This window comes from Aeromonas bestiarum, assembly GCF_028751155.1.
Taxonomy (GTDB): domain Bacteria; phylum Pseudomonadota; class Gammaproteobacteria; order Enterobacterales; family Aeromonadaceae; genus Aeromonas; species Aeromonas bestiarum.
In genome coordinates, this window is the sequence record NZ_CP064746.1 from 721,055 (window position 1) to 747,987 (window position 26,933).

Here is a 26,933-nt window from a genome sequence, read left to right on the forward strand (position 1 = left end):
CCATGAAATGTATCGGTCTGCTGGGTGGCATGAGCTGGGAGTCCACCGTCAGCTACTATCAGGCGCTCAACCGGGGCGTGCGGGCGCGGCTCGGCGGCCTGCACTCGGCGCGGGTGCTGCTGAGCAGCGTCGACTTTGCCGAGATAGAGCGGTTGCAGCACGTCGGCGACTGGCCCGCCACCGCCCGCCTGCTGGCGGCAGAAGCGCGGGCCATCCAGGCCGGCGGCGCCGATTTCTTGCTGATCGGCACCAACACCATGCACAAGGTGGCGCCCGAGATTGAGGCCGCCATCGATATTCCGCTGCTCCATATCGCCGATGCTACCGCCCGTCGCCTGCAAGTTGACGGGATACAAAGGGTCGGGCTGCTCGGTACCCGCTTCACCATGGAGCAGGATTTCTACAAGGGGCGGCTGCAGGACAAGTTCGGGCTGGAGGTGCTGGTGCCCGGTGAGGCGCAGCGGGAGCGGGTGCACCGCATCATCTATGACGAGCTCTGCCTTGGCGACATTCGCGACGCATCGCGGGCCGAGTATCTGGCCATCATAGCCGGGCTGGCCGAGGCGGGCGCCCAGGCGGTGATCCTGGGCTGCACCGAGATTGCGCTGCTGGTGGGGGATGCCGAGGCCGCAGTGCCGCTCTACGACACCACCGCCATCCATGCCGAGGCGGCGGTCACCCTGGCGTTGGCCTGATGGCATGGCGCCCTCAGGCCTGCGGATCAACGGCCAGCCGGTGGCACAGCACCGTGCCGGCTGGAAGGACATAGTGAAAGTGGAGGGCGGGCGCAGCGAGGTGCTGGTGCGTTTCGATCACTCGGCGCCGAAGGAGCGGGCCTACATGGCCCACTGCCACCTGCTGGAGCACAAGGACACCGGCATGATGATATTGTTCACGGTGGAAGAGTAAAAAGATGGCCCGAACGGGGCCATTTGTTCATTTCACTGGTCAGATCTCACTATCTACGCACATCGCATACCCCTTGGCATAAAAGCGTGTAAAATTGCGCCCTGAATTTCCCGGCCAGCGCGCGCTGGCCGCGACTCCTTACATGCAAGGCAGACACTGTGACAGAAGTAGATAGATTCGCGGACATTCGCCCCTACCGCGATGAAGAAGTGCCGGCAGCCATAGAACGGCTGATCCGGGATGATGAATTCGTCGGCGCCATCGCCAAGTATCGTTTCGGCTCCCTGATGAGCTGGCTGGGCTGGGCCATACGCCCGCTGATCCGCCAGTTCCTGCGCTACAAGTGGTCCAAGGTGACCACCATCCATCAGGTGCAGATGGGCGTGACCCGTTACATGTCCCGCATGATCGCCACCTCCACCAAGGGGGTGACCTTCTCGGGGATCGAGCATCTGAAGAAGGAGCAGGGCTACCTGTTTGTCTCCAACCACAGGGACATCGCCATGGATCCGGCGTTCGTCAACTGGGGACTGCATACCCACGGCTTCGACACGGTACGCATCGCCATCGGTGACAACCTGCTGCGCAAACCCTGCGCCACCGAGCTGATGAAGCTCAACAAGAGCTTCATCGTCAAGCGCTCCGCCAAGGGGCCGCGGGAGATGATGAAAATGCTCGGCGAGCTGTCGGCCTACATAGGCCAGTCGGTGCACGAGGGGCACTCCATCTGGATCGCCCAGAAGGAAGGGCGCGCCAAGAATGGCGATGACAAGACGGATCCGGCCATCCTCAAGATGTTCTACGTGGACGGCAAGAAGCAGAAAATCGACTTCGTCGACTACATGCGCAGCCTCAACATAGTGCCGGTCAGCATCAGCTACGAGCTGGATCCCACCGACAAGGCCAAGGCGCGCGAGCTGTACGAGAAGTCGGTCAACGGCAGCTACGAGAAGGGCGAGTTCGAGGACATCGAGAGCATAGTCGCCGGCATCGTCGGCCAGAAGGGGCGGGTACACGTCTCCTTCGGCGCCCCCATCACCGAGGGGTTCAGCGATCCGGACGAACTGGCGGCGCTGATCGACAAGGCGATCTGGGGCAACTATCGCCTCTTCCCGGGCAACTACCTGGCCGCAGATGTGTCCGGCAAGGCCAATACCATAGAGCAGGCGGCCTTCCTGACTCGTCAGTCAGAGGTGCCACAAGAGCACAAGGCCATCTGGCGCGCCATGTATGCCAAGCCGGTGGAAAACGCCCGCAAGGCTTGAATGACACCGGTTGTGTGAAAAAAACGGGAGCAGATGCTCCCGTTTTTGCGTCTGGTCAAAGTCGGTGGCGATGGAGTAGTGAATAATATTGTTTCAGCTGGTACGATCACTGGGCGAATACGCTTGCGCCTCTTGGCAAGCTGCGGATGAGTGTGTAACAGTGGCCTCATCACGCTCGGCACGAGCACATGCTCTACTCCTGTCTGCACGGATTGCAGACGGTGTGACACAAGGACCTGAACAGGGTCCTTTTTCATTTTGCGGCAAAGATGTCGCCTGAATACACCTAAGGATCCGCTCGCCATGATCACCGGCAGTCTGAATACCCTGCAGCGCACGCCGCTGCCCGCCCCGCTGGATAGCATCATGGCCGAGGTGGTGAAGAGCGTGGAACCGTGGCTGAATGCGCCGCTCGGCAAGCGCGAGATCGACGGCCTCACGCTGTTCTGTCTGGTGAGCGAAGAGCTGACCGAGCCGGCCGCGGATCGCCGTGGCGAGTTCCATCAGCAGTATCTGGATATCCAGCTGCTGTTGCGTGGTGAAGAGTGGATAGGGGTCGGGCCTCATGCTTATGGCAATGAGGGTGCCGATCATCCCCATCCCGATCTCTGGTTCGTCGACGACGAACAGACCAGTTATCTGGCGTTGCAGCCCGGCGACTTCGCCATCTTCTGGCCGGGAGAACTGCATCGCCCTCTCTGTACCCCCAACCAGCCGGCTCAGGTGAAGAAGCTGGTGGTCAAGGTGCACAGGGATCTGCTGGCCGGCCTGTAACCGCCGGTGCAGCCTGGCCAAGATGAGTGCACGGAATCATCTGGATTTGCACTCGACGTGTGGCCAAGATGAGTGCACGGAATCATCCGGATTTGCACTTAACGTATTGAAAAATTGGGCGCACTTTCCTGCGACCATAAGCCCCCGGCAGGGGAATCCCATCCACTTCTGGATGACACGACACTGTCGGCATAAAGCCGAAGCACAGGAAGATGTAGAACATGAGCAAGTTGGTATTGATCCTTAACTGCGGTAGCTCTTCCCTGAAATTTGCCGTAATGGACGCCGAAACAGGTGAGGACATGCTGTCCGGCCTGGCCGAATGCTTCAATCTGGATGATGCACGTATCAAATGGAAACTCCACGGGGTCAAGGGCGAAGCCATGCTGGGAGCGGGCGCCGCACACCAGGCTGCCCTCGACCATATAGTGGGTCACATCCTGCCTCAGGATCCCTCTCTGGCCGAGCAGCTGGTGGCCATCGGCCATCGCATCGTGCACGGTGGCGAGCAGTTCTCCCGCTCCGTTCGCATCGATGATGGCGTGATCGCCGGCATCGAAGCCGCCATTCCGTTCGCTCCCCTGCACAACCCGGCGCACCTCATCGGCATTCGTGCCGCGCTCAAGGTCTTCCCGGCCCTGGTCGAGAAGAACGTGGCCGTGTTCGACACCGCCTTCCACCAGACCCTGCCGCAGGAAGCCTATCTCTACGCGCTGCCCTACAAGCTCTACAAAGAGAACGGCATCCGTCGTTACGGCGCCCACGGCACCTCCCACCGCTTCATCGCGGAAGAAGCCGCCAAGGCGCTGGGCAAACCGCTGGCCGAGCTCAACATCATCAACTGCCACTTGGGCAACGGTGCCTCCGTCTGCGCCATCAAGAACGGCGAGTCCGTCGACACCTCCATGGGCCTGACCCCGCTGGAAGGGCTGGCGATGGGCACCCGTTGCGGCGACATAGACCCTGCGGTGGTCTTCTTCATGCACGACCAGCTCGGTTACAGCGTGGACGAGATCAACCACACCCTCACCCGTGAGTCCGGTCTGCTGGGCCTGACCGAGGTGAGCAGTGACTGCCGCTATGTCACCACCAACTATGCGACCGACGCCGGCGCCAAGCGTGCGCTGGATGTGTTCACCTACCGGGTGGCCAAGTATGTCGGTGCCTATGCCGCCGCCATGGAGGGTCGTCTGGACGCTCTGGTGTTCACCGGCGGTATCGGTGAAAACGCCGCCATGGTGCGCGAGATGGTGCTGGATCGTCTGGCCCTGTTCGGCTTCAAGGTAGATAAAGAAGCGAACAATGCCGCCGTGCTCGGTGGCGAGGGTCCCATCACGGCCGAAGGCAGCCGCCTGGCGCTGGTGATGCCCACCAACGAAGAGCTGGTCATCGCCCGCGATGCCCTGAGCCTGGTCGGCTAACACCACCTCGCCCTGAATCAACGCCCGGCCTGTGCCGGGCGTTGTCGTTTCCGGCCCCTGGTTGAGCGGCTTGTCATTTGACATGGGGTGGCAGATACGTACCCTGACGACTGTTTCACGCATTGGAGGTAGGGATGAAGGAGATGTTTTTTCACTGGCTGACCGGCATGGGGATCGAAGTCAGCGGCCTGATGGCACTGGTGATCGCCCTGGGCTTTATCGTCCTTACTTCGCTGGTGCTGCACATGCTGTTGCACCGGGTGCTGCTGGTGCGGCTGGTTGGCATCCTCGGCAAGACCAAGCAGGTGTGGCTGCCGCCCCAGCTGCAACAGCGCCTGTTCTACCGGCTCGCCTTCGTGTTGCAGGGGGCCGTGCTGCTCGGCCAGGCCGAGATCTGGCTGCCGCGCAAATCCGAGAGCCTGCAGTGGATCGAGATGCTGGCCCAGTTCTGGATCCTGCTGTTCCTGCTGCTGGCGCTGTTCGCCCTGCTCGACTGCATGCTGTCGGTGAGCCGCTACACCCGGCTCGGGCGGGATCTGCCCCTGCGCGGCATCTTCCAGGGGGTGAAGCTGGTGGGCAGCATACTGGTCGGCATCCTGATGATCTCCCTGCTGCTCGGCAAGTCGCCGCTGTTCCTGTTCAGCGGCCTGGGGGCCATGACAGCCGTGCTGATGTTGGTGTTCAAGGATCCCATCCTCGGCCTGGTGGCGGGGATCCAGCTCTCCGCCAACCGCATGCTGAGCGTCGGCGACTGGCTGCAGATGGACAAGTACGGCGCCGACGGCGAGGTGACCGACATAGGCCTCACCACCGTCAAGGTGTCGAACTGGGACAAGACCATCACCACCATCCCCACCTATGCCCTCATCTCCGACTCCTTCAAGAACTGGCAGGGGATGACGGAATCCGGCGGTCGCCGCATCAAGCGCAGCGTCAGCATCGACATGACCAGCGTGCGCTTCCTGAGCGCGGAGGAGCAGTTGCAGCTCAAGCAGGCCCAGCTGCTGGCGCCCTATCTGAGCCGCAAGGAGCAGGAGCTGAGCGTCTACAACCAGCAGCTCAGCGATGCCTTGAGCTGCCCTATCAACGGCCGTCACCTCACCAATCTGGGTACTCTGCGCGCCTATCTGGACGCCTACCTGCGGGCCCATCCCGGCATTCGCAAGGACATGACGCTGATGGTGCGCCAGCTGGCGCCGACTACTGACGGTTTGCCGCTGGAGATTTACTGCTTCACCGCGACCACTGCCTGGGCCGATTACGAAGGGATCCAGGCCGATATTTTCGACCATATCTTTGCCATCATTGAGCAATTTCATCTGCGGTTGCACCAATCTCCCACAGGTTACGATATGCGCACCTGGCAACGGGGATCCGCCAGCAACGGCTAAAACCACCCGGCGGCGCGCGGGGGCATAAAATCCTGCGTCGCCGCCCCATTTGCTTGTTGAATTTTGGCCAAGAGAGGAGAAAAATGGCGGCCTTCTCTCCGCCCCCGGACCGCCCAGCCGATCCCGGGTCAGCCCAGAGTCTTGAACCACGTCATCCATTACAGGAAAGTTATGAAGCTCCTTCACAATACTGCGGCCGCTCTGTGCTGCAGCCTCGTCTTGGCCGCCGCGCCAGTGCTTGCTGTTGAATATGCCCTGCCTGCGGCCAACAGCCGTCTGGTTGGTGAAAATCTGGAATACGTGGTGCCGGCAGAGGAAAATGGCCAGCCGCTGGAAGCCGCGGCCGCCAAATTCCAGCTGGGTCTGACCAACATGCTCGAGGCCAACCCCAAGGCGGATCCCCTGCTGCTGCAGGCTGGCGAGAAGCTGATCGTGCCGCATCAGCTGATCCTGCCGGATGCCCCGCGCGAGGGGCTAGTGCTGAACGTGGCCGAGATGCGCCTCTACTACTACCCGAAAGGCAAGAAGGTGGTGGAAGTGCTGCCCATCGGCATCGGCCAGCTCGGCACCGACACCCCGGAAAACTGGGTGACCAGCGTGCAGCGCAAGAAGGCGGGCCCGACCTGGACCCCGACCGCCAAGATGCATGCCGAATATGCCGCCCGTGGCGAGAGCCTGCCGGCAGTCTGGCCGGCCGGCCCGGACAACCCCATGGGGCTGTTTGCGCTCTACATCGGCAAGATGTACGCCATCCACGGCACCAATGCCCAGTTCGGCATAGGTCTGCGGGTGAGCCACGGTTGCGTGCGTCTGCGCAACGAAGACATCGAATACCTGTTCAAGAAGATACCGGTCGGCACCCGAGTGCAGTTCGTGAACCAGCCGATCAAGGCCTCGGTCGAGCCGGATGGTCGCCGTTATCTGGAAGTGCATCAGCCGCTGTCCCGCAGCCAGGAGGAGTTCAACTCCAGCCTGCCGGCGCCGCTGCCGATGACCCCGGCCGTGACCCGTTTCATCGCCCATGCCGACAGCGATTCCCAGCTGGTCAAGCAGGCGCTGGAACAGCGCAGCGGCATGCCGATCGCGATCAATCGCTGATCCTGGCGCCAATCGTCTCTAGCCCCGGCCACTGGCCGGGGCTTTTTTTTACCGCCATGCCGGGCCGGGTCAGGGGGGAAGGCGACCCGATAAGCGGTTGCTGCGTCAGGATAAAATCCGGCTGATTGCTCCTTGAGTGGTTCGTTAGTTAAAGATGAAACGTTTATATTGTGTTTTTTATTTGTTAAAAGTGGTTGAGGTCATGGGATCTGCTGATTAAGCTAGGGCGGTTTTTTAAGGAAGAGCCCGTCGTCAGAACGGGTACACACGTCACATAACGGAGTTTTGAATGACAGCCAGTACACCCATGCTTATCACCTTTCTGGTGTATATCCTCGGGATGGTGCTGATCGGCTTTATCGCCTATCGCGCCACCCGCAACTTTGATGACTACATACTCGGCGGCCGCCGCATGGGGAGCTGGGTGACCGCCCTCTCCGCCGGGGCCTCCGACATGAGCGGCTGGCTCTTGATGGGCCTGCCGGGCGCCGTCTTCATCGGCGGCATCTCGGAGAGCTGGATCGCCATCGGCCTCACCCTGGGGGCCTATCTCAACTGGCGCTGGGTCGCCGGTCGGCTGCGGGTTCACACCGAGAAGAACCGCAACGCCCTGACCCTGCCGGACTACTTCACCTACCGCTTCGAGGACAAGAGCCGGGTGCTGCGCATCCTCTCCGCCCTGGTGATCCTGCTGTTCTTCACCATCTACTGCGCCTCCGGCGTGGTGGCCGGTGCCCGCCTGTTCGAGAGCACCTTCGGCATGAGCTATGACACCGCCCTCTGGGTCGGTGCCGCGGCCACCATCACCTACACCTTCTTCGGCGGCTTCCTCGCGGTGAGCTGGACCGATACGGTGCAGGCCACCCTGATGATCTTCGCCCTGATCCTCACCCCTGTGTTCGTCATCATAGCGGTGGGCGGCATCGACACCGCCATGGTGCAGGTGGCGGCGCAGAACGCCAGCAACCTCGACATGTTCAAGAACCTGGACTTCATCGCCATCATCTCGCTGATGGCCTGGGGCCTGGGCTACTTCGGTCAGCCCCACATACTGGCGCGCTTCATGGCGGCGGATTCCCACCACTCCATGGCCAATGCCCGCCGCATCAGCATGACCTGGATGGTGCTCTGCCTCGGCGGCGCCGTGGCCATCGGCTTCTTCGGTCTGGCCTACTTCTCCACCTTCACCGAGCAGGCCGCCGGCGTCACCGGCAACCCGGAGCGGGTCTTCATCGAGCTGTCCAAGATACTGTTCAATCCCTGGATTGCCGGCGTGCTGCTCTCCGCCATACTGGCGGCCGTGATGAGTACCCTCAGTTGCCAGCTGCTGGTCTGTTCCAGCGCCATCACGGAAGATCTCTACAAGCCCTTCCTGCGCAAGAACGCCTCCCAGAAAGAGCTGGTGTGGGTCGGTCGCATGATGGTGCTGGTGATTGCGCTCATCGCCATTGCCGTTGCCATGAACCCGGAGAACCGGGTGCTGGGGCTGGTGAGCTACGCCTGGGCCGGCTTTGGTGCCGCCTTCGGTCCCGTGGTGCTGCTCTCCGTGCTCTGGTCGCGCATGACCCGCAATGGCGCCCTGGCGGGCATGCTGGTCGGCGCCCTGACCGTCATCGTCTGGAAGCAGTTCGGCTGGCTGGGGTTGTATGAAATCATCCCTGGCTTCCTCTTCTCCGGCCTGGCGATCCTGGTGTTCAGCCTGCTGGACAAGGCCCCCTCCAAGGCCATGCTGGATCGCTTCGACGAAGCCGAGCGCGAGTTCCAGACCCCGCCGGATGCGCTGGGCGAGCCGGTCGCCGTCAACTGAGCCGGCCACCCTGCATAACAAAAAGCCCCGCGATGCGGGGCTTTTTCATGGGCGGCGATTTAGCCGGCGCACATCGGCGCGGGCCGCCGCACTGGTGCGCGTCAGCCAGCGGGCCCTGTCCTGATTGTTGGCTGTGTGCATGGGCCCCAGGTGCTGGCGGTGGGTGAGCCGGATGCCGCACAACCCCAGTACCTGTTTGTCGAGGATGCGCGAGGCGGGATCCCCCAGCCACCAGCGGTAATACCAGACTGGGTTGTCCATGGTGAGCAGCAGGCGCGCCGTCTTGCCTGCGAGCAGGCGCAGGGGCCGGGCCTTGCCCTTGACATATTGAAAGGCGAAGCCGGAGAGCAGGGTGCGATCCAGCAGGCCCTTGAGACGGGCCGGCATGCCACCCCACCAGCGGGGGGAGACTATCACCAGATGATGGGCGGCAGTCAGGCTCTGCTGCAACGCCAGCAGATCCGGCTCCAGCGGCGGCATAAGATCATAGCCATGGCGCAAGTCCGGCTCGAAGACGAGCTCGCCCACGTGCAGCAGTGTGACCTCTGCGCCAGCCTCTTAGATTCTTTACCAATCATCGGAGATTCCCTTCTCCCTATTCTCTATTGCTTCTCGGAAGGCAACCAAGGCTTCTTTTGCTTCAGAATCAAGTGTGGTCTCATCAACTCCTTTTAACTTTTCTTGGATTTGTGTAATTACCACAAAGTTTTCGATATTTTCTAGCTTGATGTAAGTAGTAATCTTAACCACGTAATCACCCATGGTCTGAGATGATGACTTTCCTACAAAGCCTTTCAATAAAGATATGCAGCCTTCGACTGTTTCGATCTGAAGGTTTAACCAGCTATTAACCTTGTTTTCATCACCCCAACGTTTCCATCTATACAAAAATGAAACCAAATGCTCGTGAGTAAGTAATTCGTCAGAATTATTTTCAGACATATCGTCCAGTTTCCTAACAAATTCTACTTTAAGTAATTCAAACTCTTCATCTCGCAGTATTTGGTCTGCATCCGATTTTTCTTTGCGATTTTCTTCACCTTGTAATATATGCTCGACAATAGATATTCCATTTGATGCCATAAAACTATCAAGAAGCAGCTTGCCTCTTTTTTCCAAGTCATCAATGCGGCGAAGAAACCAAATAACAAGCCTCACAGCATGTGTGTTTGAGCTAAACATCGTGAAACCGCTTGACTTATGATCGACTTGATCCCCAATATCCAAAATTCCTTTAATGTAAGAGTTTCCATTTTCGAGTGGAATTTTATCTGTGAATGCTTCAAATTGTGAAAGAGCATTTTTTAAAATTCCACGTTCTTTAAGAGAGAGAATGAAAGAAGAGAGTCTAGCTGAATCGTCCGTTAGACTGAGCATTTCCTGAAGGTCTGAGTTTGAGAGTTCACCACTCGGAATAGAGAATTGGAAATATTTGTCGAAGTTAGAAGGGTGGCAGACACGCATTTCTCTCAGCCATGTACTGGCAAAGTCTCCAGCATAGTGTGTGCCCCCTAGAGCCCACTTAATAGTTGGGAATAGTTGTTCAACCATTTCCTTTACTGACTCTCGATTATTAGAGGTTGCCTTATCTAGGATTTCATTGATTAAGGCAGTTGTAGCATCAGCTTTTCTTCCATATTTATCTGATCCGTTTTTGGTAAAGATTTCTTTCGAACGGGAGATCTCCTTATAAACGTCGGGTTCAAAGACTCTTAGGCACTCAATAGCTATCAGATCTACAGGGTTGACCTCAAAGGCACTTTTTCCTTTAAGCAAAGTGAAATGGAATGATAATGTGGATGTGAATCTGTAGACACTTCGCAAATTGTCAAAATAAGTACTCAATGAACCATGAAATATGTTACCCCAACGACCAGAGTCAAACATCTTGGTGGCTGATGCATCTTGCTCAATGATTTTATCAAGCTTATTAAACAACAGGCTGTGAAGACGTGTAGTTTCAATCTTAGGAATGTCAAAAGGTACTTGAATGATTTTTTCTAAGTAATCTCGACCTAGTTGTACCCCATCATTTAACTTGTCTTCTACCAAATTCCTCTGAAATAGAAGAAGGAATACTACGTTCGGAAATTCTAGATTTGCTTTTACAAGCTGAAAAACCATCCTTAACTGCGATGAAGTTAACCTATCTAGATCATCCATTACAACGATCAAAGGTGTGTTTCTTTCTAGCAGTAATCCTGATAGTTCTTGCCGTATATCGCTCAAACTCTGCTCTTGGTTTTTTTCGGTTGCTTCAATATTTCCAGTCAATTTGTCAAGAAGTACTTTTCCCCATTTTAATACTGCAGCCCATCCGGCTAAAACAAGCAATATAGAAGCACTAGCATTTTTAACCCATACATCATCGGAAAAATTACCACCAACGCCAATAAGTGTGGTTAATACGAAGAGAGTAGGCAATGCTGCGGATAGACCCGTTACGACGGTTTCCCCTGTATTTAGATATCGGCCATACTTTTTTAGAGTTGCCGCTAGCTTCTTGCCCGACGTGCTTCTGTCTGAGCGTCCAATATATTTTGATATTTCTTGGAAAAATGAAGCGGTTATTTTATCTTGAGCGGCCCATTCCCATGGAGAAAACTCTATGACATCCGGCTTGTCATCGGAAATTTCCTCCAATCGAGATAGTGCCATATTTTTTATAGAAGACTTCCCTGATCCCCAATCACCATGCAAGGCAACGACCAGACTATCTTTTCCATGCCAACTCGCCATAGCATTTGCCAAGTCAGTGGAAAATCCTGACCGACCCAACAAGTCTTCGTCCATTCTTGTTATCGGCCTATCAGAAGAAAATTCGTGTAAATCTTTTGGTTCCATATAAAATCTCTGAAGGAAATCTAACCGTGATTAGATGGAAGAAGGTATTAATCCGATAATAGAGCTTTCAGTATAACACCGTACCAACCTCGTAACAGTTACGGAAAAGTTCATATCTATTCACAACATTACCAGCCTATCCTAGGTAGCTGGCCGTATTCTATGGACTTCCTATGTTTGGCTCTTCTATTAATGCTATGAAAAGTCATAGTAAATAAGAAAATCAGGTTACCCACCCTGTTGAGCAGGACTTAATGCCCTTCGGCACTATGATTGGATCCCAAATAACAGGCGTTCAGCCCTTTTTCTAAAACTTAATCTCCACAGATCTTGCACTGCGCTTTGCCTCGCCGTGATACACAGCTTCGATATTATTGCCGTCTGGATCGAGCACAAAGGCGGCGTAATAGCCGGGGTGATAGACCCGCTCGCCGGGGGCGCCGTTGTCCTGGCCGCCATGGGCGAGCGCTGCCTGATAGAAGCGATCCACCATGGCCTTGTCCTGCGCCTGAAAGGCGAGATGATGGCGGCCGGTCAGTACACCGAGCGCAGCCGGGCTGTCGACAGCTGTGACAAACAACTCGTCTGCCCAGAAGTAGCCGTCACCCGTACCCCCTAGCGGAATATCGAGGGCGGCCAGTGCGGCCGTGTAAAAGCGCTGGCTGGCGGCCAAGTCTTTCACCACCAGCTGGATATGGTCTATCAGCCGACCGCGATGCAGTGTTTGTGTTTCCATACACCACCTTGCTTTACATGTTGTGGGTGAGTCAGCGGCTTGCCGGCCCCTTGCGGTGATAAGCAGGGATTGGCAAGCCGATGGCATGGCTACCGCCCCTGAATTTCAGCCTCCAGTGTGCTGCTTTTGACCAAGAGGTGAAGGGTGGCAGGGCTCATGGGTGACTCCGACGAGGCGCTTGTTGCCAATCGGGTATGTTAGCGGGCGTGGTGCGGAGGGGAAGGACGAGATGGAAGATCTCTGGGCAGGATCAACAAATTAATAAATCAGGTGGCTTTGTCGATAGATGGCGGGGAGCTGTGCAAGGGGTTTTCGAAAGGCGGCGCTAGCGAGTGTGTGACTCTGGATGGCTGAGGCCACTCTCTGGCATAGCGGGGCGCCATGCGGCCGGCAAGGGGGCCGCTTGCAGGCGGTCCCCGTACTGCGGTCAGTTGCCCTTGGTCGGGATCTCGGTGCAGCTAAGCGTCGGCTGGCCGTAACGCTCCAGGCTGGCCTCGTCTCCCTTGGTGAAGAGGCTGAGGTTCTGGCCTTCATAACGGGCGCCGCTGGCGCTGGGGGCTTCATAGGCGAGCACCTGTTGCTGGCTATCCCCTTCGCTCAGGTTGATCACGGCGGCGGGCAGCTTGGCATCGTTGTAGAAGTAGGTGGAGAGGGTGACGTTTTTGCCGCACTGGTAATCGACCGGCGTCGGCACCATCAGCTGGCCGCCTTTTATCTGCAACTCGGTGATCCGCTGCTGGTAGTTCTCCTCCACGCATTGGTGCAGATCCTTGGCCTTCCAGCATTCGTTGCGACCCTTGATCCAGCCGCGCTGCATCGCCTTCTCCGTCTTCGCCTGTTCGGCGGAGAAATTGGCGATCGCCTTGGGGTAGAGCGCCGCGAGTTCGTTATCCAGCGCCGCCAGCCCGGCATTCTCGCAGATAAGTTGTTCGGCGGCGCCGTGGGCCTTGGCACAGTCGAAGGAAGGGGTAGCGGCACAGGCCAGCAGAGGGGCAAAGAGAAGGGGGCCAAGCAGCAGCTTGTTCATCGGAAAGACTCCAGCAAAAAGAGTGGGATACCCGGCTACTAGAGCACAATGAGACGGGGCCGCCGAGCGCTTTTTCACACTTGGAGGCCCCGATTGGCGGAGCGGATCCTGTGCAGACCCGGACTTAGGCCAGCGCCAGTGGCTGGCGGGTGCGCCACAGCCGCTCGTGGAAGAAGAAGACGACTGTATTGATGGCGGGCTCTATCGTCGCCATCACGCCGCCGGTGAGCAGCTCGCCGCTCAGCAGGTAGGCGACCCCGAAGGCTACGGAGAAGTGCACCAGGGCGAAGCTGCTGGTCTTGGCCTGCAGGCTGTGGTGGGGCTTGAACTTGTGCCAGCCCAGATCATGGAAGTAGAAGGCGACCGTGTTGACGGCGGGCTCTATCAGGGCGATCAGGCTGGCGGTGAGCAGCTCACCGGTCAGCAGATAAGCCAGGGTAAAGGCCACGATGAAGTGCAGGGCGGCAAAGCTGATGGTCTTTTTCATGATGGTGGCTCCCTCTGGTGATGACAGCAGTATCCACCAGAATGACATCAAATGAAAATTATTCTCATCTAATGATTGGATAGGGAGAACCTATCAAGGGGGATGGATCTGCCACCATGATGGGGCCTTGCCCAAGGCGGTCACACCGCTAGACTGGGCCTTTGCCATGAAAAAGGAGATTTCATGACGATCAACTCTACCCTGTTTGGGCAGTTCATCTTGCTGCTGATGATCATCGTCGGCGTCCTTGCCTGGCGACTGGCCCGTCGCAAGAGTCGGCATCCCGTGCTCATCACCTTCCTGTGCGTGCTGCTTTGCCTGGCACCGCCCTTTGCCATATTGGCCTTGCTGATATTGGCGCTGAAACAGGATCTGCCCGCCCGCGCATAAGGGCTGCACCGGTTGTCGCACAAACACAGGCCGCCGCACCAATAGAAAAAGCCCCATGATGGGGCTTTTTGTTTTTAAGCTCGGTTGCAGCGTGGGCGCGGGGATTAATCCTCGGCCTTGTTCAGCCACTCGACCTTGTACTGGGCACCGGCGCCCTGGGCCAGTTTGGCGCACAAGGGTTTGAGGAAGGCTTCAATCTGCTCGGCCAGCATCCAGGGGGGGCTCACTATCAGCATGCCTGAGCCGTTCATGCCCCAATCGGCGGTCTGACCGGCCACTTCCAGCTCGGCCACCAGGACGTTGCCGAAGTTCTCCCGCTTGATGGCGCGCAGCATGTCGCGGGATTTATCCGCCTCCTGACCCAGGATGGGATACCAGAGCGCATAGATGCCGGTCGCCCAGCGCTTCTGCGCTTTTTTCAGGGTATCGACCACGGCGAAGTAGTCTTCCTTGAGCTCATAGGGCGGGTCTATCAGCACAAGTCCGCGGCGCGGGGTCGGTGGCAGCAGGGCTACCAGCCCCTCGAAACCGTCACGGTGGTGGACGGCGACACGAGGGTCGTAGCCCATGTTGGCGCGCAGGTCTTCCACCTCGTTGTTGTGCAGCTCCATCAGCGCCAGCTTGTCCTGCTCGCGGGCGAGGCGGCGTGACAGCTCGGGGGAGCCGGGGTAGTAGTGCAGCTCGCCACCGTTTCCTTCTTGACCGGGATTCATCTCTTCGATGACGCCGAGATAGGGGGCCATGGCAGACCACTGGGCCCGTTCATCCCACAGCCGGCCTATGCCGTCGGCGTATTCGGCCTTCTTCTGGGACCAGTCGCCGCGCAAGTCGTAGAGACCGCCACCGGCATGGGTGTCCAGCACTATGAAGGGTTTCTCCTTCTTCTTGAGAGACTCGATGATCAGGGCCTGAACGGCGTGTTTCAGCACGTCGGCGTGGTTGCCGGCGTGAAAGGCGTGGCGATAACTCAGCATATTAGATCTCTGAGGGGGCCCTGCTGAGCCCCCAGTAACGATAGATAGTTCAACAAATTGTGGCTCTTGCCCCGAAACAGGGTGAGGCTGCGCAGCGTCTGCAGCAGAACGCCCTGCTGCAGCCGTTCCAGCTCCAGCTCGTGGGCCAGCATGGCCTGATACTCTTCCTCATCCAGCCGCGACTTGGCGCTCTGGCGCAGGGTGCGCCAGGGGGTCAGTACCGCCTCGGTCTGCACCAGCGCAGGTTGCAGATCGGTCAGGTCGACCTGGATATCGGTCTGATCCAGCCGGTGCAGCAAGAGCGCCAGATTGACGTTGCCGCCCTGCGCCTGCACGGTCAGCCAGTCCTGGCTGCGCTCGCCATAGATCTTGCCGCTCCAGTGCCAGAAGCCCAGCGGCGTCGGCAGTTCGTGTACGGCGACCCGCTCGGCCGCCATCAGCTGTTCGTCACGCAAAGAAGGCCTGCTCCATGGTTTCCAGCTCCTCTGAGAGGCTCATCCACTCCAGCTCCACCCCTTCCAGCTCCTCCTTGATGGGGCCCTGGGACTTGAGCAGTTCGGAGAGCTTGTTCTTGGCGCTCTCTTCGTAGATGGCGGGATCGGCCAGCTGTTCTTCCACCGCGGCCAGCCGGGTCTGCAGTTTCTCCATGCTGGCTTCGAGTTTCTCCAGCTTCTGGCGCAGGGGGCGGGTTTGCTGGCGGAACTCCGCCTCGCGCCGCTTCTGATCCTTGCGCGCCAGCGCCGAGTTGGCGGAGATGATGCCGTCGCTTGGCTTGGCGTTGGCCTCTTTTTCCTGCTCGCCGAGCCACTTGTGGTAGTCGTCCAGATCGCCGTCGAAGGCTTCGACCCGGCCACCGTGCACCAGATAGAAGTCATCCGTGGTGGTGCGCAGCAGGTGCCGGTCGTGAGAGACCACCACCATGGCGCCCTCGAAGCCTTGCAGCGCCATGGTCAGGGCGTGGCGCATCTCCAGATCCAGGTGGTTGGTCGGTTCATCCAGCAGCAGCAGGTTCGGTTTTTGCCAGGTGACGAGGGCCAGCACCAGCCGCGCCTTCTCGCCGCCGGAGAAGGGGGCCACCTTGTCGAGCGCCTTGTCACCGTGAAAGCCAAAGCTGCCCAGATAGTTGCGCAGCTCCTGCTCGGACTTGTCCGGCGCGAGACGGGCCAGGTGATCGAGCGGGGTATCGTCGAGGCGCAGTGTCTCCAGCTGATGCTGGGCGAAGTAGCCTATGCTGACCCCGGCGCTCACCTCCAGCTTGCCCGACAGGGGGGGATTGGAGCCCGACAGCATCTTGATGAAGGTGGACTTGCCGGCGCCGTTGCGACCGAGCAGGCCGATGCGCGAACCCGGCACCAGGTTCATCTTGATCTTCTCCAGGATCACCTTGTCGCCGTAACCGGCGCTGAGGTTCTCCATGGCGATGAGCGGGGTCGGCAGGGCCGACGGCTCGCGAAACTCGAAGCTGAACTCGGAGTCGGCGTGGGCGGGCAGGAGCTTCTCCATCCGCTCCATGGCTTTCAGCCGGCTCTGGGCCTGGCGGGCCTTGGAGGCCTTGTAGCGGAAGCGGTCCACATAGGCCTGCATGTGGGACACCTCCCGCTGCTGCTTCTCGTACATGGACTGCTGCTGGGCCAGCTGTTCGGCGCGCTGCAGTTCGAAGTCGGAGTAGCCGCCTGTGTATTCGTTCAGCTTGCCGTTCTCTATGTGGATGATGCGGCTGATGACCGAATCGAGGAAGTCGCGGTCGTGAGAGATAAGGACCAGCGTGCCTTGATAGCCCTTGAGCCACTTCTCCAGCCAGATGACGGCATCGAGATCCAGGTGGTTGGTCGGTTCATCGAGCAGCAGCAGATCGGAGCGGCACAGCAGTGCCTGGGCCAGGTTTAGGCGCATGCGCCAGCCACCGGAGAAACTCCTGACGGGTGACGCTAGCTGATCGTCGCTGAAGCCCAGACCGTGCAGCAGCTCGGCGGCGCGGGCCCGAATGCTGTAGGCGCCTATGGTGTCGAGCTTGCCGTGCAGCTCGGCCACCAGGATGCCGTTGTCATCCAGCTCGGCCTGGGCCAGCTGGGCCTCCAGCGAGCGAAACTCCTTGTCGCCGTCGATCACGTACTCCAGCGCGGAGCAGTCAAGGGCCGGCGTCTCCTGGGCGACGCCGGCGATCTGCCAGCCGGCGGGCAGGCTGAAGCTGCCGCTGTCGATGGCCAGCTCGCCCCGTACCAGTGCAAAAAAGGTGGACTTGCCACAGCCGTTTTTACCCACCAGGCCCACCTTGTGGCCCGGGTGTATGGTGGCGGAGGCGTTGTCCAGCAGCTTGCGGCCGCCGCGGATCAGTTCGATTTGACTGGCAACTATCATGGATGGGGTCTGCTTGCTCAAATGGAGGAGAAAAACTGGCGCGGATCTTACGTGAAATGGCGCAGATTTGCACTTGAGGTGGGGGGCTCCCACTGGCTGGGGGGGCAAAAACATGCCATAACAGAGAAATCAGCCAGGGTTGGGGAGGTTAGCATGCTTATCAGGGACATAATGACGACCCGGGTCGCCACAGTTTCCATGGATGACAGACTCACTGTCATCAAGGATATCTTCGAGCAGGCTCACTTTCGTCACCTGCTGGTGCTGGAGGAAGAGGAGCTGGTGGGGGTCATCTCGGACCGGGATCTGTTCCGCGCCATCAGCCCTTACCTCGACTCCGAGGCCGAGATGAGCCGAGATACAGAGACCCTCAATCGGCGCGCCCACCAGATCATGAGTCGCCACCCCGTCACCATAGCCCCCCAGCTGCCGGTGCGCGACGGGGTCAAGATGATGCTGGAGAAGAACGTCTCCTGCCTGCCGGTGCTGGAAAATGGTGCCCTGGTCGGCATCATCAGCTGGAAGGATCTGCTGCGCACCGCCCTCGACAGCGACGCCTTCTAGGCATGCCGGCGCAGGTCGGCAAGGCAACGAAAAAGGGCTCCGTGGAGCCCTTTTTATCGGATGTGCGTGGTGACACTCGCTCGCCTCAGGGCAAGGGTTCCACCAGCAGGATATGGGAATCCGCCCCTACCACCTTGACCCGGCTACCCGCGGTGAGCGGCACTGGGCTGCGCACCGTCCAGACGGTGTCATCCAGATGCACCCGGCTTGTTCCCTGCACCACATCATCCAGCAGGGTCAACTCACGGCCCAGATAGCTCTGCATTCGCTCATTGATGGGGGCCGCCGCATCCTGACCCGAGCTGTCCTGCCGGTGCTGCCAGCGCCACCAGGCCCAGGTGGTGAGCAGGGATTGCACCGCAAACAGCAGCAGCTGCGCTTGCCAGCCGAAGGGCCAGAGCAGCAGGATCAGGCCGACTTCCAGCGCGGCTATGCCGGTCCAGAGCAGGAAACCCACCGAACTCATCACCTCGATGGCCAGCAGCACGAAGCCGAGTCCCAGCCAGTGCCAGTGGGTCAGCCCCTCGAACAGGGCTGTCATGACTTGCTACTCTTGCCGTCCTTGTTGAACAGCTCGGCCATGCCGGCGACCGAGCCAATCAGGCTGCCCGCTTCCAGCGGCATCATGATGATCTTGCTGTTGGGGCCTTCACCTATGCGGGCCAGCGCTTCCGTGTATTTCTGGGCCACGAAGTAGTTGATGGCCTGCATATCCCCTTCCGCTATAGCTTTTGAGACCATATGGGTCGCCTTGGCTTCCGCCTCGGCGGCCCGCTCCCGCGCTTCGGCGGCGAGGAAGGCGGCCTGACGCTCACCCTCGGCCTTGAGGATCTGGGACTGCTTCTCGCCTTCGGCTTTCAGTATCTTGGACTGGCGCACCCCTTCGGCTTCCAGCACCTCGGCCCGTTTCTGGCGCTCGGCCTTCATCTGGGCGTTCATGGCTTCCACCAGCGCCAGCGGCGGGCGTACATCCTTGATCTCGATCCGGGTCACCTTGATGCCCCAGGGGGCGGTGGCCGCATCCATGGTGCGCAGCAGCTTCTCGTTGATGGTGTCACGCTGGGAGAGCATCTCGTCCAGCTCCATGGCGCCGAGCACTGTCCGCATATTGGTCATGGTGAGATTGCGGATGGCGCTGGGGAGATCGTTGACCTCATAGGCCCCCTTGCGGGCATCGACCACCTGCACGAAGCTGATGGCGTCTATGGTGACGTTGGCGTTGTCGCGGGAGATCACCTCCTGCGCCGGGATATCCAGCACCTGCTCCATCATGATGATCTTGTGGCCGACCCTGTCCACATAGGGGATCAGCAGGTTGAGACCGGGGGAGAGGGTGCGGGTGTAGCGGCCGAAGCGCTCCACTGTCCAGTTGTAGCCCTGCGGCACTATCTTGATCCCGGCACTCAGGGTGATGATCACCAGGAACACGAAGATCCCCAGCACAATCAATGACTCATTCATTATTAAGCTCCTTATGAAACACTTTCACTAGCCTATGGCCTGGCGCCGAGCACCACAAGGATGTTCTCTCGCCTTTGTCATCATACGGCTTTGCTAATTACTAAAACGCATTAAAAAGCATTTTTTATTATTTTGAGGGATAAGCAGCCCTGCCTATAGTCGCCCCATATTAGTCGTGTTCCAAGGGATGGGCCGAAATGGATTATTTACCTATGTTTGCCAGGTTGGAAGGCCGCCCCGTGTTGCTGGTCGGCGGGGGCGAGGTGGCCCTGCGCAAGGCGCGCCTGCTGTTGGCAGCGGGTGCCCGGTTGACCCTGGTTTCTCCCGAGATTGAACCCGCATTCGCCGAATTTGCCGGCCGTTTTACCCATCTGGTCGAGCGTTTCAGCCCTGCTCATCTGACCGGCCAGATCCTGGTGGTGGCCGCCACCGACGATCTCGAGGTCAACGCCCTCGTCTATCAGAGCGCCAACCAGCTGGGTCTGTTCGTCAATGTGGTGGATGACCCCAAGCGCTCCAGCTTCATCTTTCCCTCCATCATTGATCGCTCCCCCCTGATGGTCGCCGTCTCCAGCGGTGGCAAGGCCCCCGTGCTGGTGCGCCTGTTGCGCGAGCGGCTCGAGAGTCTGCTGCCCCGCCATCTCGGCGGTCTGGCCGAACTCTCCGGCCGGGTGCGTGACAAGGCCAAGCGGGTGCTTTCCTCGATTTCAGACCGCCGCCGCTTCTGGGAGCGTGCCTTTGCCTCCAATACCCTGGCCGGCCTCATCGAAAAGCAGGATTGGCAGAGCGCCGAGACTTGGCTGAACGAAGGGCTCGACAAGGCCCAGACCGAGGTCGGCGAGGTGGTGCTGGTGGGGGCGGGGCCCGGCGATCCTGGCCTCTTGACCCTCAAGGCGCTGCAACAGATTCAGCAGGCGGAAGTGGTGCTCTATGACCAGCTGGTCTCCCCGGAGATCCTGGAGCTGGTGCGCCGCGATGCGACTCTGGTCTCGGTCGGCAAGAAGGCCGGTGCCCACAGCGTGCCCCAGGAGGAAACCAATCGTCTGCTGGTGGAGTATGCCCGCGCAGGCAACCGTGTGGTGCGCCTCAAGGGGGGCGATCCCTTCATGTTCGGCCGTGGCGGTGAGGAGCTGGAGGTGCTGGCGGCAGAGGGGATCCCCTTCTCCGTGGTGCCCGGCATCACGGCCGCCGCCGGTGCCACCGCCTACGCCGGCATCCCGCTCACCCACCGCGACCATGCCCAGAGCGCCGTATTTATTACTGGCCACTGCCAGCAGGAGGGCAAGGAGCCCGACTGGCAGCAGCTCGCCACCACCAACCAGACCCTGGTCGTCTACATGGGGCTGATGCGCTCCGAGCACATTCAGCAGCAGCTGGTGAGCCATGGCCGCAGCAGCCAAACCCCCATCGCCATCATAGAGCGGGGCACCACGGCCCGTCAGCGCGTGCTGACCGGCACGCTGGCTGACCTGGCCGTGCTGGCCGAGCAGGCAGTGAGCCCGTCGCTCATCGTCATCGGCGAGGTGGTTGCCCTGCGCGACCGGCTGGCCTGGTTTGGGGAAACGCGTGGCGATGAGGCGGGTAGCTCCGGCGACCTGAATGGCAGTGATCTCAAGCTGGTGCACCTGGCGTGAGCCTGCAGAGCAAAGAACCGATTTGACGGTGCTGCGACAGCGGCACCGACCTGAACCAACACCGCGCCCTGACCAGGCGCGTTAGCCAGACCAGAGGACCCGACATGGACCGTGAAAGACTGACACATCTGCAGCAGCTGGAGGCCGAGAGCATCCACATCATCCGCGAGGTGGCTGCCGAATTTGAAAACCCGGTGATGATGTACTCCATCGGCAAGGACTCCTCCGTCATGTTGCACCTGGCTCGCAAGGCCTTCTATCCGGGCAAGATCCCCTTCCCTTTGCTGCACGTCGATACCGACTGGAAGTTCAAGGAGATGATCAAATTCCGCGACGAGACCGCCAAAAAGTACGGGCTGGATCTCATCGTCCACAAGAACCCGGATGGCCTCGCCATGGGGATCAACCCCTTCGTGCACGGCAGCGGCAAGCACACCGACATAATGAAGACCGAAGGGCTCAAGCAGGCGCTCAATCAGCACGGCTTCGATGCCGCCTTCGGTGGTGCCCGCCGCGACGAGGAGAAATCCCGCGCCAAGGAGCGGGTCTACTCCTTCCGCGACAAGTCCCACCGCTGGGACCCAAAAAACCAGCGCCCCGAGCTGTGGCGTGTCTACAACAGCCAGGTCAACAAGGGGGAGAGCATACGGGTGTTCCCGCTCTCCAACTGGACCGAGCTCGACATCTGGCAATACATCTATCTCGAGAACATCTACATAGTGCCGCTCTACTTCGCCGCGGTGCGTCCGGTTGTTGAGCGCAATGGCATCAAGATCATGGTGGATGACGAGCGCATGCCCATAGGCCCTGAAGATGAAGTGAAGCAGGAGCTGGTGCGCTTCCGCACCCTGGGTTGCTACCCGCTGACCGGGGCCATCGAATCCGATGCCACCACCTTGCCGGAGATCATCGAGGAGATGCTGCTCACCACCTCGAGCGAGCGGCAAGGGCGGCTGATTGACCACGATCAGGCCGGCTCCATGGAGCAGAAGAAGCGTCAGGGATATTTCTAAGGAATCGACACATGAACAACCATATTCAGACCGCCATCAGCGAACAGGGCATTGAAGCCTACCTGCACGCTCAGCAACACAAGAGCCTGCTGCGCTTTCTCACCTGCGGCAGCGTGGATGACGGCAAGAGCACCCTCATAGGGCGCCTGCTGCACGATTCCCAGCAGATCTATGAAGATCAGCTCAAGGCGCTGGAGTCCGACAGCCAGAAGCTCGGCACCACGGGCGAAAAACTCGATCTGGCGCTCTTGGTGGACGGCCTGCAGGCGGAGCGTGAGCAGGGCATCACCATAGACGTGGCCTACCGCTATTTTTCCACCGCCAAGCGCAAATTTATCATCTCGGATACTCCGGGCCACGAGCAGTACACCCGCAACATGGCCACCGGCGCCTCTACCTGCGATCTGGCCATCATTCTGATCGATGCCCGCAAGGGGGTGCTGGATCAGACCCGTCGCCACAGCTTTATTGCCAGCCTGCTCGGCATCAAGCAGTTCGTGGTGGCGGTCAACAAGATGGATCTGGTGGAGTTCAGCCAGGAGGTATTCGAGCGCATCAGTGCCGATTATCGCGAGTTCGCCAAGAAGCTCAGCGTCGACACCATACAGATAGTGCCTGTCTCGGCGCTGGACGGTGACAACGTGGTCAACCCAAGCGACAAGCTGGCCTGGTATCAGGGCGAAACCCTGCTCTCCCTACTGGAAAATGCCGAGGTGGAGCGCGAACTGGAGCGTCATCCGGTACGCCTGCCGGTGCAGTATGTGAACCGCCCCAACCTGGACTTTCGCGGCTTCGCGGGCACGCTCGCGGCCGGCATCCTGCGGGTCGGCGACAAGCTGGCTGTGCTGCCGTCCGGCAAGCAGAGCACAGTGACCCGCATCGTCACCTTCGACGGGGATCTGGAGTACGCCCTGCCGGGTCAGGCCATCACTGTCACCTTTGCCGATGAAATCGACATCAGCCGCGGCGATCTGCTGGTGGATGCCGCAAGGCAACCCCAGGTGACCCAGAACGTGCTGGCCCATATCGTCTGGATGGGGGAGGAGTCCCTGCAACCGGGCCGGGTCTATGACATCAAGCTGGCCACCAAGAAGACCCGTGGTCAGGTGGAGGCCATCCGCCACCGCATCGAGATCAACAAGTTGGACGAGCTGGCGGCCTCCGAGCTCAAGCTCAACGAGATAGGCCTGTGCGAGCTGAGCCTGACCGACCCGGTGGCGTTCGATCCATACCGGGAGATCCGCGACACCGGCAGCTTCATCCTGATCGACCGGTTGAGCAACGTCACCGTCGGGGCCGGCATGATAGTGGAAGGCCTGGCGGCCAAGGCGGTGGCAGGGCAATACAGCGAGTTTGAGATAGAGCTCAACGCCCTGGTGCGCAAGCACTTCCCGCACTGGCAGGCGCTGGCCATCGGCAACGACAGCGGCAAGCAGTAGAGCCAAGCGCCCTCCCTTGGGAGAGGGCGCGATGAAGCGCGTCCCCTCATCCCCAACCCTGCTCCCGCCGACTAAAAAAGAGAGGGAGAAGAAGGTTAATATTCCCTCTCCCTCAGGGAGAGGGTGGGGGGCTCGCTGGTTCCTTCCCCATGTTGATGGGCCTGAGTGATCGAGGAGTTAGGATGAGTAATATCGTGTGGCACCAGCATGCCGTCGACAAACAGAGCCGGGCCGAATTGAAAGGGCAGAAACCTCTGGTGATCTGGTTCACCGGGCTGTCGGGGGCGGGCAAGTCTACCCTGGCGGGGGCGCTGGAGCAGGCGCTGGCCGCCGAGGGCAAGCACACCTATCTGCTGGATGGGGACAATGTGCGCCACGGCCTCTGCGGCGATCTCGGCTTCGATGACGCGGCCCGCCAGGAGAATATCCGCCGGGTCGGCGAGGTGGCAAAACTCATGGTGGATGCGGGACTTATCGTGCTCACCGCCTTTATCTCGCCGTTCCGTGCCGAGCGGGAGCTGGTGCGCAATCTGTTGGGCGAGGGGGAGTTTGTCGAGGTCTTTGTCGATGCGCCGCTCTCCGTCTGCGAGGAGCGGGATCCCAAGGGGCTCTACAAAAAGGCGCGGGCCGGGGAAATCCGCAACTTTACTGGTATCGGTTCTGCTTACGAGGCGCCGGAAAGTCCGGAAATTCATCTGCATAACGCCGGTAAACCGGTGGAAGTGCTGGTGGATGAGTTGATTACTGCTCTAAGGCGGCTGGGGGGGATCGAGTAAGGTCTATTGGCTGGTCGGATTATTGATAAACAAGGGGGCGTTTGCCCCCTTGTTTATTGCTTTTCAATTATATCACTGTCGTCATCACCTCCATGCATAAAGGGGGGAAGTGTCTATTGACGAATGGATGTTTTTAATCTGACAAAAATCATGTCATTAATTAGGTAACTTTTTGATAGTGCTGATCTTCCCATCGATGATTTTTATTTCTGCACCAGGGCATTTAACTTGACTGTTTTTGCATGAATAGGTAACGGTTTTACTAATTAGTTGTTTATCTTTGTTTATTACAAAGTTCACTTTGCTGCGATTTAGGCCGTATGTTGCGTAGATTAGGCATTCCGAGTCACCAGTCCTTAAATCTGCGACTTTGACTCTGCTAGCATCATTAGCACTTAGTAGCTTTAGTTGTACTAGTCGGTTTAAGTTTTGTGGTACGAAAACGTCTTTTTCTAACCATACAGGTGCACATTCTTTGTATATGTTGTTGCTAATATCATTATTCCAACCGCTCTCATAGGCACTTTTAGGCACGGATGCACAAGAAATAATAAAAAACGCTGATGATATAAAAAACAAGAACCTCATCGCACTATTCCTTCAATGTTTTTTTGATGGTCAACCAATAGGTAGTGGCATATCAATATCATTACAAATGGCACTTAAATACTAAGTGCAATGCATAGTGAAAATACCACGCAATTGTGCATTGATATTAATATTTTTTCATGGGTAATTTTTACGTACTAAAACGTGAAGCAATCTCTATTTTCTTAACAAGATAGCCTAAAGAACCAATGCCACCATCCCTATCAAAAATATCTAATATATTGAGGATGTGGGCAGCTCGACGCTTTTCGGTTTCTAATGAACTTTCAGTGTCGCGTATCTTGATGTAAGGCACCTTTATTTCTTCACTGACGAAGTGATTTGAATTACTAGCGATAATGTATGCCTCTAAAGCCATGCCATAGTTACTTTCAAATAAGGTTCCTTTTTTGTCTGCAACCTTGACATGTTCGACGAGCTGAATAGGAGAAAGAGAACCAGATACAAATCGTTTATATACTTCAGGCTGTTTCACTTTTAAAACGATAAGTAGACCTAAAAACAATGGGAATAGCTTATAATTTGATGGGGTTGTTCGTATCGACAGACTTAATAATGAGCAGCAATGAGTTTGCTCACGCAGAGTTAATTGGTATATATCAAATAGCTCAGTAAATATCTCTAGAGCCTGCTCTCCTTCATATCGTGTACTTTCTGCTTTTTTTGTTGAGAAGTAATCTCTGAATGCATACTGGGCAAATAATGCATTAACAAACTTGCCTTTTTCTGGGGATGGCAAAAGATAATCAAAGTCAATAAAGCGTCTTAAATATCCATTTACATTGATGTCTCTCCCATAAACGGCTTTGATTGAATTGCCTAACTGCTCCTTGTCTGCACCTAAAACAAAGATAATATTGGATACATTGAAAAAATGCTTGGCTTTTTCAAGTGTTTCAATGGAATATGTGGGGCGACATCTATCGAGTTCATCAATAATAAATACTAGTGGTTTGTTTTCTTCAGTTGATATACTCTCTGCAAATTCTGAAAGGTGTTGTCTAAATACGCCAAGTGTCTTCTTAGCACGTTCATATTTTTCAATTTGATCCTTTGCAACTGATTCAGCGAAAGAGCTAAGCGCTTGTTCTGTCATTTTATCTAAATCAAGGACTCCAGCTGTGGCCAATTTAGCCGCAATAGGGATAGATCGCTTAACAAGACCTAATCCTACTTGTTTTGCTTTCTCATAATATTCTCTTGCTTTCCCTTCATTTTCGGAGGCATCAAGATTTGCCATGAGCGAACCTATTTCACCAATCAGAGACACAAAAGCATCATCTGTAAAATCATTTTCCCAAGCATTAAAATAAAGAGTTGGTATATTGTTATCTTTTAGGTGCTGCTCCCACATTCGTAAAAATGTTGTCTTGCCTTGTCCCCATGGAGCATCAATGCAAATAACCATTGGCTCTTTTGACGACAGTACAAATTCAGTCAGAATTTCTGCGCTTTCTTTACGGTCGAGTTTGTCGTTGGCAAAAGGATTGCCTGCGATAATTTCAACATCTTGTGCTTTAAGTATCATCATACCACCTAATATTTATAACTAAATTTGGGACACATATGGGGCACGCATCAGTTTCACTATAAAAATGAACGGGTATTGAGAATGCCCATCTCGTATGTTGGGGTAAAAATCGTAGACAGGTGTTGAACGTAGTGAAGCCCAATGTTTACCGCGAAATGTATCGATAAATTTTATACCGATCGACCCCATCCATATGTATCCCGCTCAGGTTGGCGGGATAATGCTTGTCTGTTGGGCTTCGCGACGCTCTGCTCCAACCTGCAAATACCACGCTACCGCCCCTGAATTCCAGCCTCCAGTCTGCTGCTTGTTACCTGTGGTGTTGCTCTGGCCTGGCTCATGGCTGACTCCGACGAGAAGGTTGCCAAACGGCAATGTTACCGAACGGGGCTGGGGAAGGAAGCAGGAGATGCTAGCTTTCTGAG

General features: G+C 57.5%; 24 protein-coding genes and 2 pseudogenes. 14 read left to right on the top strand and 12 right to left on the bottom strand.

Going from position 1 to position 26,933, the window contains the following annotated elements; translation table 11 throughout:
* Window positions 1-2: 2 nt before the first annotated feature.
* The 8 genes and pseudogenes from IU367_RS03540 (at window position 3) to putP (ending at window position 8,665) form a co-directional block, all read left to right on the top strand.
* Window positions 3-695, top strand: coding sequence for an aspartate/glutamate racemase family protein (locus tag IU367_RS03540; RefSeq protein WP_103472508.1), 693 nt, complete (start codon window positions 3-5; stop codon window positions 693-695).
* 28 nt (window positions 696-723) lie between these two features.
* Window positions 724-909 (top strand): annotated as a pseudogene (locus IU367_RS03545) (multicopper oxidase domain-containing protein); the annotation flags it as partial.
* 158 nt (window positions 910-1,067) lie between these two features.
* Entirely contained in the window at window positions 1,068-2,174 is a 1,107-nt protein-coding gene (locus tag IU367_RS03550) for a 1-acyl-sn-glycerol-3-phosphate acyltransferase (RefSeq protein WP_043138660.1), read from the top strand.
* 303 nt (window positions 2,175-2,477) lie between these two features.
* A complete protein-coding gene (locus tag IU367_RS03555) occupies window positions 2,478-2,948 on the top strand; it encodes a NanQ anomerase/TabA/YiaL family protein (RefSeq protein ID WP_274453456.1) in 471 nt (156 codons plus the stop codon).
* A gap of 221 nt (window positions 2,949-3,169) precedes the next feature.
* Window positions 3,170-4,369 carry an acetate kinase gene (locus tag IU367_RS03560; RefSeq protein ID WP_043138665.1) on the top strand — a complete coding sequence of 400 codons (1,200 nt, stop codon included), beginning with the start codon at window positions 3,170-3,172 and terminating at the stop codon, window positions 4,367-4,369.
* A 134-nt stretch (window positions 4,370-4,503) separates the two neighbouring features.
* Window positions 4,504-5,760: a mechanosensitive ion channel family protein gene (locus IU367_RS03565; protein WP_274453457.1), complete on the top strand. Its 1,257-nt coding sequence runs from the start codon at window positions 4,504-4,506 to the stop codon at window positions 5,758-5,760.
* 171 nt (window positions 5,761-5,931) lie between these two features.
* Window positions 5,932-6,858, top strand: a complete 927-nt coding sequence (locus IU367_RS03570; RefSeq protein WP_146047139.1) for a L,D-transpeptidase family protein — start codon at window positions 5,932-5,934, stop codon at window positions 6,856-6,858.
* A 289-nt stretch (window positions 6,859-7,147) separates the two neighbouring features.
* Entirely contained in the window at window positions 7,148-8,665 is a 1,518-nt protein-coding gene (putP, locus tag IU367_RS03575; protein WP_274453459.1) for a sodium/proline symporter PutP, read from the top strand.
* Between the two features lie 45 nt (window positions 8,666-8,710).
* Here putP and IU367_RS03580 read toward each other — a convergent pair.
* The 5 genes and pseudogenes from IU367_RS03580 to IU367_RS03600 form a co-directional block, all read right to left on the bottom strand.
* Window positions 8,711-9,208: pseudogene (locus tag IU367_RS03580) on the bottom strand (NAD(P)H-dependent oxidoreductase); the annotation flags it as partial.
* A 24-nt stretch (window positions 9,209-9,232) separates the two neighbouring features.
* A complete protein-coding gene (locus tag IU367_RS03585) occupies window positions 9,233-11,509 on the bottom strand; it encodes a KAP family P-loop NTPase fold protein (RefSeq protein ID WP_274453460.1) in 2,277 nt (758 codons plus the stop codon).
* A gap of 307 nt (window positions 11,510-11,816) precedes the next feature.
* The gene (locus IU367_RS03590; RefSeq protein ID WP_274453461.1) at window positions 11,817-12,245 is read right to left on the bottom strand and encodes a VOC family protein; all 429 of its coding nucleotides are present in this window, start codon (window positions 12,243-12,245) and stop codon (window positions 11,817-11,819) included.
* Between the two features lie 427 nt (window positions 12,246-12,672).
* Complete coding sequence (locus IU367_RS03595) at window positions 12,673-13,272, bottom strand: MliC family protein (protein WP_274453462.1); 600 nt, start codon at window positions 13,270-13,272, stop codon at window positions 12,673-12,675.
* Between the two features lie 124 nt (window positions 13,273-13,396).
* Complete coding sequence (locus IU367_RS03600; RefSeq protein WP_274453463.1) at window positions 13,397-13,759, bottom strand: DUF2061 domain-containing protein; 363 nt, start codon at window positions 13,757-13,759, stop codon at window positions 13,397-13,399.
* 183 nt (window positions 13,760-13,942) lie between these two features.
* Between IU367_RS03600 and IU367_RS03605 the strand changes: the two genes are divergently transcribed.
* The gene (locus IU367_RS03605) at window positions 13,943-14,149 is read left to right on the top strand and encodes a hypothetical protein (RefSeq protein ID WP_241280767.1); all 207 of its coding nucleotides are present in this window, start codon (window positions 13,943-13,945) and stop codon (window positions 14,147-14,149) included.
* A 104-nt stretch (window positions 14,150-14,253) separates the two neighbouring features.
* Here the strand turns inward: IU367_RS03605 and IU367_RS03610 are convergent, their stop codons facing one another.
* The 3 genes from IU367_RS03610 to IU367_RS03620 are packed head-to-tail and all read right to left on the bottom strand — an operon-like array spanning window position 14,254 to window position 17,481.
* Window positions 14,254-15,123: a 23S rRNA (adenine(2030)-N(6))-methyltransferase RlmJ gene (locus tag IU367_RS03610; protein WP_274453464.1), complete on the bottom strand. Its 870-nt coding sequence runs from the start codon at window positions 15,121-15,123 to the stop codon at window positions 14,254-14,256.
* On the bottom strand, window positions 15,117-15,578 hold the full coding sequence (locus tag IU367_RS03615) for a DUF2390 domain-containing protein (protein ID WP_172955280.1): 462 nt from the start codon (window positions 15,576-15,578) through the stop codon (window positions 15,117-15,119). The genes IU367_RS03610 and IU367_RS03615 overlap by 7 nt, the downstream gene beginning before the upstream one ends.
* Window positions 15,571-17,481: an ABC transporter ATP-binding protein gene (locus IU367_RS03620; protein WP_274453465.1), complete on the bottom strand. Its 1,911-nt coding sequence runs from the start codon at window positions 17,479-17,481 to the stop codon at window positions 15,571-15,573. The genes IU367_RS03615 and IU367_RS03620 overlap by 8 nt, the downstream gene beginning before the upstream one ends.
* A gap of 153 nt (window positions 17,482-17,634) precedes the next feature.
* Here IU367_RS03620 and IU367_RS03625 point away from each other — a divergent pair, with 153 nt between their 5' ends.
* A complete protein-coding gene (locus tag IU367_RS03625) occupies window positions 17,635-18,045 on the top strand; it encodes a CBS domain-containing protein (protein ID WP_043138697.1) in 411 nt (136 codons plus the stop codon).
* A gap of 85 nt (window positions 18,046-18,130) precedes the next feature.
* Here the strand turns inward: IU367_RS03625 and IU367_RS03630 are convergent, their stop codons facing one another.
* Window positions 18,131-18,586 carry an NfeD family protein gene (locus IU367_RS03630; RefSeq protein ID WP_042869488.1) on the bottom strand — a complete coding sequence of 152 codons (456 nt, stop codon included), beginning with the start codon at window positions 18,584-18,586 and terminating at the stop codon, window positions 18,131-18,133.
* On the bottom strand, window positions 18,583-19,506 hold the full coding sequence (locus IU367_RS03635) for an SPFH domain-containing protein (protein ID WP_043138703.1): 924 nt from the start codon (window positions 19,504-19,506) through the stop codon (window positions 18,583-18,585). The genes IU367_RS03630 and IU367_RS03635 overlap by 4 nt, the downstream gene beginning before the upstream one ends.
* Window positions 19,507-19,703: 197 nt before the next feature.
* Between IU367_RS03635 and cysG the strand changes: the two genes are divergently transcribed.
* From cysG to cysC, 4 genes are all read left to right on the top strand, one after another.
* Window positions 19,704-21,140: a siroheme synthase CysG gene (cysG, locus tag IU367_RS03640; RefSeq protein ID WP_274453466.1), complete on the top strand. Its 1,437-nt coding sequence runs from the start codon at window positions 19,704-19,706 to the stop codon at window positions 21,138-21,140.
* Between the two features lie 68 nt (window positions 21,141-21,208).
* A complete protein-coding gene (cysD, locus tag IU367_RS03645) occupies window positions 21,209-22,153 on the top strand; it encodes a sulfate adenylyltransferase subunit CysD (RefSeq protein WP_274454341.1) in 945 nt (314 codons plus the stop codon).
* An 11-nt stretch (window positions 22,154-22,164) separates the two neighbouring features.
* Complete coding sequence (cysN, locus tag IU367_RS03650; RefSeq protein WP_274453467.1) at window positions 22,165-23,592, top strand: sulfate adenylyltransferase subunit CysN; 1,428 nt, start codon at window positions 22,165-22,167, stop codon at window positions 23,590-23,592.
* A gap of 182 nt (window positions 23,593-23,774) precedes the next feature.
* Window positions 23,775-24,368: an adenylyl-sulfate kinase gene (cysC, locus tag IU367_RS03655; RefSeq protein ID WP_274453468.1), complete on the top strand. Its 594-nt coding sequence runs from the start codon at window positions 23,775-23,777 to the stop codon at window positions 24,366-24,368.
* A gap of 156 nt (window positions 24,369-24,524) precedes the next feature.
* On the opposite strand, the gene IU367_RS03660 is transcribed toward cysC, so the two are convergent.
* Window positions 24,525-24,956, bottom strand: coding sequence for a hypothetical protein (locus IU367_RS03660; protein ID WP_274453469.1), 432 nt, complete (start codon window positions 24,954-24,956; stop codon window positions 24,525-24,527).
* A gap of 151 nt (window positions 24,957-25,107) precedes the next feature.
* Complete coding sequence (locus IU367_RS03665) at window positions 25,108-26,505, bottom strand: KAP family P-loop NTPase fold protein (protein WP_274453470.1); 1,398 nt, start codon at window positions 26,503-26,505, stop codon at window positions 25,108-25,110.
* Window positions 26,506-26,933: the final 428 nt, after the last annotated feature.